A 4,983-nucleotide genomic window follows, 5' to 3' on the forward strand; every position below is an offset into this window, starting at 1 on the left:
TTCTGCAGGTGCGCAGTCAAAGCGGCCCACGTGCGGAACGTGCCGTGCGCGCACGACTGGTCGATCCACGTCAGGTCCGGGGCCGGTACGGTGCGCCACAGCGGATGGAAGCCGGTCACCACACTGGCCACTTCCGCTGCGGCCAAGCGCGGAACCTCCTGCCACGCGCCGATACGCGATGCCAGCTGCGGCAGCCGGGCCAGCGCCCGCTCGCTACCCGCCCCGCACAACACCAGCGTGATCCGCGTGCCGGGGTGGTCCCACAGACTCTGCAGGTACTCCAGGCATGGCACGGGCAGGCGCTGCGCCTCATCGACCACCAGCACCCGCGCCTCAGCCAGAGCCCTCGCGACCGCGGCGTCGACCAGCGCCGACGTGTGCGGGAAGCGGCCCGGCAGCGCCAGCGCGTCGAATACCGCACGCCTCATGCCGGCCACCGACGGGCGCACCGGTACCGGCACCCACGTCACCTTCCAGCCCGGGGGCACTTCGCCGAGCGCCATCCGCACGGCGGCGGTCTTGCCCCGGCCCGGGTCGCCGAACACACACACCGCGCCCTGTGTCGCCATCGCCTGCCCGACCGCCTCGGCCACCGCCCGCACCGACGACGTCCGCACCAGCTGCGCGCCCGCCGGCAACGCCACACCCGCCAGCGCACCGTTCTCCCCCACCGGCAAGCTCCCGGTCGCCTCTGGTACAAGACGCGGCAGCCGGCGCGCAGCCACTTTCGCCGCGCCTCCCCCCTGCGGCCCGGCCAGGGCGAGGTCAGCCAAGGCCTGCCGCGCTTGCTGCTCATCCCGCTCCCGCCGCACCACCGCGCGGTCCGGCAGGACCCTGCCAGCCTGAAGGTCCCGGCGCACCACCCGGTACAACGACGCCAACGAGGGCACCTCGCCCCCGGCCGCCTTCAGATGCCGGTGCAGCGCTGCCACATTCCCGCCCGCCTGCGCCAGCACCTCCCACGCCTGGTCGGACAACTCCAGCCGGGCCCGCGGCCTGCACTCGACACGGCCCTCCGTCCGCGCCGCATCCAGCCAGCGCCACACCGTACGCACATTCACCCCGCCGACCTGGGCGCCCGCACGCACATGCGCCGTCGTCAACGCCCCGGCCGCATCCAGCTCCAGCAGCCGCGCAACCAGCACCGGCCTGGACACCCTCAACCCCGCCGCGACCTCACCCCACGCGCCCGGCTCCCCCATCCCGCCCCCTCCCGCCCGCGCAAGACCGACACGAACCACCGTGCCGCCGCGCAGCCCTCGCAAGGATCAGAAGTGCCGTTCTCAAGACAGTGGAGCGGAGTCGGGTGTACCGCCCCATGACAGCCGCGCCCACTGCAGATACCGCTCTACGGCAGTGACACCGCCCTTACTCAGCACCCCACCAGCAAAAACACCCAGTTCTGACGTGCCGTCACTGACACCCACCCACCGACACCAAACCGGCACATCGCAGCACCGCCCCCACGACGGGCTGCGCCACCCCCTGCTGCCCAAGAAGGCGCTGACCCCGGGCGAGATGTGGGGCGTACTACTGGGCGCGAGCGGCTACGTGCCTCTGCCCCTGACCGGAGCCGACTACACGGAACTGCTGCCGGTGCGCTTCCACCCGGTCACCGGCCGCGGCATCCGCATCAACTACCGCACCTACGATCATGCCGTCCTCAACGAGCACCGCGGACGGCCCTCGCCCACCGGACCCGGCGGCAGATGGGAGGTCCACCTCAACCCGCACGACGTCCGCCAGCTCTACCTCCGCCTGCCCGACGGACACCTGCACGAGATCCCGTGGATCCACCGCGACCACGTCCACGCGCCCATGAACGAGACCACCTGGCGCCACCTGCGCACCACCCTCGAGCAGCGCACCGAACGCCAGGCACACGAAGCCGCCCTCGCCGAGGCCGCCGACCAGGTCCTGCGCCACACCCGGCCCACCGCCCCAGCACCAGCCGCAACGGAGGCGGAGGACAGACTGGACGCGCTGGACGCCCGATCACCCGCCGAAGACCGGGACGACAGCGCCAGCGCCGATGAGTCCGGCGCACTCACACTGCCGAAAAGCAGCGCGCTGACGCTGTACGACGCCGACCAGGAGGCCGAACTGTGGTGACCCCTGCCCGCCCTTCGCCCTCGAACGACGGGGAAGCAGCCACGGGCACGGTGACGACGTTCGACGCCTTCGCCCGGTTCGCCCACGCCGCACCCCCCACACCGCCGCAGCCGGGCCAGGCACCCCGCTCGGCGGAGGAACGCCTGACCTACCACTCGCAGTTCGTCACCGTGCGCACCCCAGCCATCGAATCCCTGGCACGCCAGGTCCGCACCCTGATGATCCTGGGCCGGCACCAGCAGGCCACCGCACGGCCGTCGCTGATCGTCACCGGACCGGCCACCACCGGCAAGACCACCGCGCTGCTCCAGGTCGGCCGAACCTGCCACCTCGCCCACACCCGCCGCGCCGCCCCGGGCGACGACCGGGTACCCGTCGCCTACGTGCTGGTGCCGCCCGGTGCCACCGCCAAGACCCTGGCCGCCGAGTTCGCCCGCTACCTCGGCATCCCCGTGGCCGCCCGCATGACGACCGCGCAGATCACGACCGCCGTCTGCCACACCTACACCACGGCCGGCATCGCACTCGTGCTGATCGACGAGATCCACCGGCTCAACCCGCGCTCCTCCAGCGGCGCGGAGGCCGCCGACTGGCTCAAGGACCTCACCGAACGTATCGGCGCCACGTTCGTCTACGCGGGCATCGACGTCACCGCGAGCGCCGTTTTCAACGGAGTACGCGGCGCGCAGCTGGCCGGGCGTGCCTCCCTGATCGACTGCGGGGCGCTGCCCGCCCGCGCCGGCCACCGCGAGCCGTTCCGCGAGCTGATCACCGCCCTGGAAGCAGCCCTCGACCTCTCCGCACACCGGCCGGGCAGCCTGCCCCGGCTGGCGCCCTACCTGCACGAGCGGACCGCCGGACGCATCGGCAGCCTCTCTCGCCTGATCCGCCAGGCCGCCATCGAAGCCATCTGCGACGGCACCGAGCGCATCACCAAGACCCTGCTGGACACCATCGCGCTGGACCACCTCGCCGAAGAGCACTACCGGCCCCGCACCCCCGCCCGCCGCACCCGCCCCGGCCGGTGACCGCCCCCACCCGGCCCCGCACCGCACCCGCGGCGCGGCCCAACACGATGTGGCCCAGCCCGCCCGGCGCGCTGCACGTACGGCCGCTGCCCCGCGAAACGGCAGCCTCCTACCTCACCCGCCTCGCCGCCGCCTACCACCTCTCCCCCGCCCACCTCCTCGACGGGCTGCACATCACCGCCACCAACGCCCCCGCCGCCCCGCACGCCACCGAACTCCACTACAGCTGCGAAGCCGCCCGCCGCCTGGCCGCCTTCACCCGCATCCCGCTCGCCCACCTCGACCGCGCGTTGACCCGCAGGCCCCCGCCCGCCGCCCTCGCCACCGCCCTCACTGCCACCGCCCGCTGGCAGCCCCTCGCCCCCGCCGTGCAGCCGCTACCGGCCTGCACCACCTGCACCCTGCGCCGCCCGCCCCACCACGCCGCCCCCACCGCGTGGATCCACCCCGTGCCCGGCCTGCCCCGGGCCATGATCTGCACCCGCCACCAGCAAGCCTCCAGCGACCCCCGACAGCGCACCCCCCTCGACATCCGCGCCCTGCCCGAACTCGGCCACGCCCACCTCACCACCCGCCGCCCGCCCACCACGGCTTCCCTGAGCTGGGCAACCACGATCACCACCCGCTGGTACGACCACCACCAGCACCTCCACAACCGCTGGCACACCCGCCTCCACCAGCTCACCACCGCCAACCCCCACCTCACCCACGGCCCCGCCTCCCCCGCCCTGACCTGCCGGAACCTGATCACCTACCCCGAAACCCTCTCCCTCGCCACAGCCCTCGACCGCCTGCCCCTCCACTCCCCCCTGACACACACACAGCAGACCGCCTTCCTCCACCACCTCGCCAGCCGCCTCCACCTGCCCCGCCTCGCACCCGCCGACCACGACCTGCTCTGGCAACGCCTCACCACCCGCTGAACCAGCCCGCACCCCCACCCCCGCCCCCAGCCAGCACCGGTACCTATAGACGCGCCAATCCCACTGAGCAAAAACCCCACCCCGCTCAGCACACTGCGCAACACCAAACACCGAGATCAACCCGGATCCCACCGGGCCGCCCACACTCCGGCACCACGTAACCCTGCCCCGTCAAAACGAACTACCACCCAGTAGAACCGAGCAATACCAGGTCACGACCGAGATCAATAAGCACACCATCAGCTACGCCATATCACCAGCTCCACGCGCTGCTGCGTGATCTGCTGCCCGGAGGCGCCCCGACCCAGCTGTCCGCGGACCTGGCCGCCAAGCTGCTGCGATCCGTCCGTCCTGCCGGCGACGTCGAGACGGTCCGCAAGGACATCGCCTGGGACCTGGTCGCCGAGATCCGGAAAGTGGACAAGCAGCTCACGGACAATGCTGCCCGGATGCAGAGCCTCGTGGAGGCATCGGGCAGCACACTGATGGACACCCCGGGCATCGGGCCGGTCATGGCCGCCCGGCTCATCGGCCGCACCCGGCAGGCTCACCGCTTCCCCAACTCGGCAGCGTTTGCGAACTACGCCGGCGCCGCCCCAGTGGAGATCGCCAGCGCGGACAAGGCCCGACACCGGCTCTCCCGCTCCGGTGACCGTCAGCTCAACTCCGTCCTCCACACCATCGCGGTCGTGCAGATACGCATGCCGGACTCACCCGGACACGCCTATTACCAGCGCAAACTCTCCGAAGGCAAGACGGTGAAAGAAGCGAAGAGGTGCCTGAAACGCCGCCTGGCGGACCACGTCTGGCGCGTCATGATCGCCGACGAGCGCAGAGCCAAGTCCTGCCTCACTCAGGCAGCTTGACAAGCACAGAGGCACCCCGGGTTCGGTAGAGATCTCAGATCGTGGTGATGACCT

5 protein-coding genes are annotated in these 4,983 nt (G+C 71.8%); 4 read left to right on the forward strand and 1 reads right to left on the reverse strand.

All coding sequences use genetic code 11. The features are described 5' to 3' along the window. The coding region (locus tag ACL02U_RS32565; protein ID WP_412794616.1) for an AAA family ATPase at positions 1–1,145 on the reverse strand (1,145 nt) is incomplete at its 3' end. A 262-nt stretch (positions 1,146–1,407) separates the two neighbouring features. Between ACL02U_RS32565 and ACL02U_RS32570 the strand changes: the two genes are divergently transcribed. The 4 genes from ACL02U_RS32570 (at position 1,408) to ACL02U_RS32585 (ending at position 4,929) form a co-directional block, all read left to right on the forward strand. Continuing rightward, positions 1,408–2,112, forward strand: coding sequence for a hypothetical protein (locus ACL02U_RS32570; RefSeq protein ID WP_412794617.1), 705 nt, complete (start codon positions 1,408–1,410; stop codon positions 2,110–2,112). Between the two features lie 50 nt (positions 2,113–2,162). Further along, on the forward strand, positions 2,163–3,140 hold the full coding sequence (locus tag ACL02U_RS32575; RefSeq protein ID WP_412794618.1) for a TniB family NTP-binding protein: 978 nt from the start codon (positions 2,163–2,165) through the stop codon (positions 3,138–3,140). Continuing rightward, positions 3,137–4,063: a TniQ family protein gene (locus tag ACL02U_RS32580; protein ID WP_412794619.1), complete on the forward strand. Its 927-nt coding sequence runs from the start codon at positions 3,137–3,139 to the stop codon at positions 4,061–4,063. The genes ACL02U_RS32575 and ACL02U_RS32580 overlap by 4 nt, the downstream gene beginning before the upstream one ends. A gap of 416 nt (positions 4,064–4,479) precedes the next feature. Then, on the forward strand, positions 4,480–4,929 hold the full coding sequence (locus tag ACL02U_RS32585) for a transposase (protein WP_412794620.1): 450 nt from the start codon (positions 4,480–4,482) through the stop codon (positions 4,927–4,929). The last annotated feature ends 54 nt before the right edge of the window (positions 4,930–4,983 follow it).

The organism is Streptomyces sp. MS06, from assembly GCF_047200655.1.
Taxonomy (GTDB): domain Bacteria; phylum Actinomycetota; class Actinomycetes; order Streptomycetales; family Streptomycetaceae; genus Streptomyces.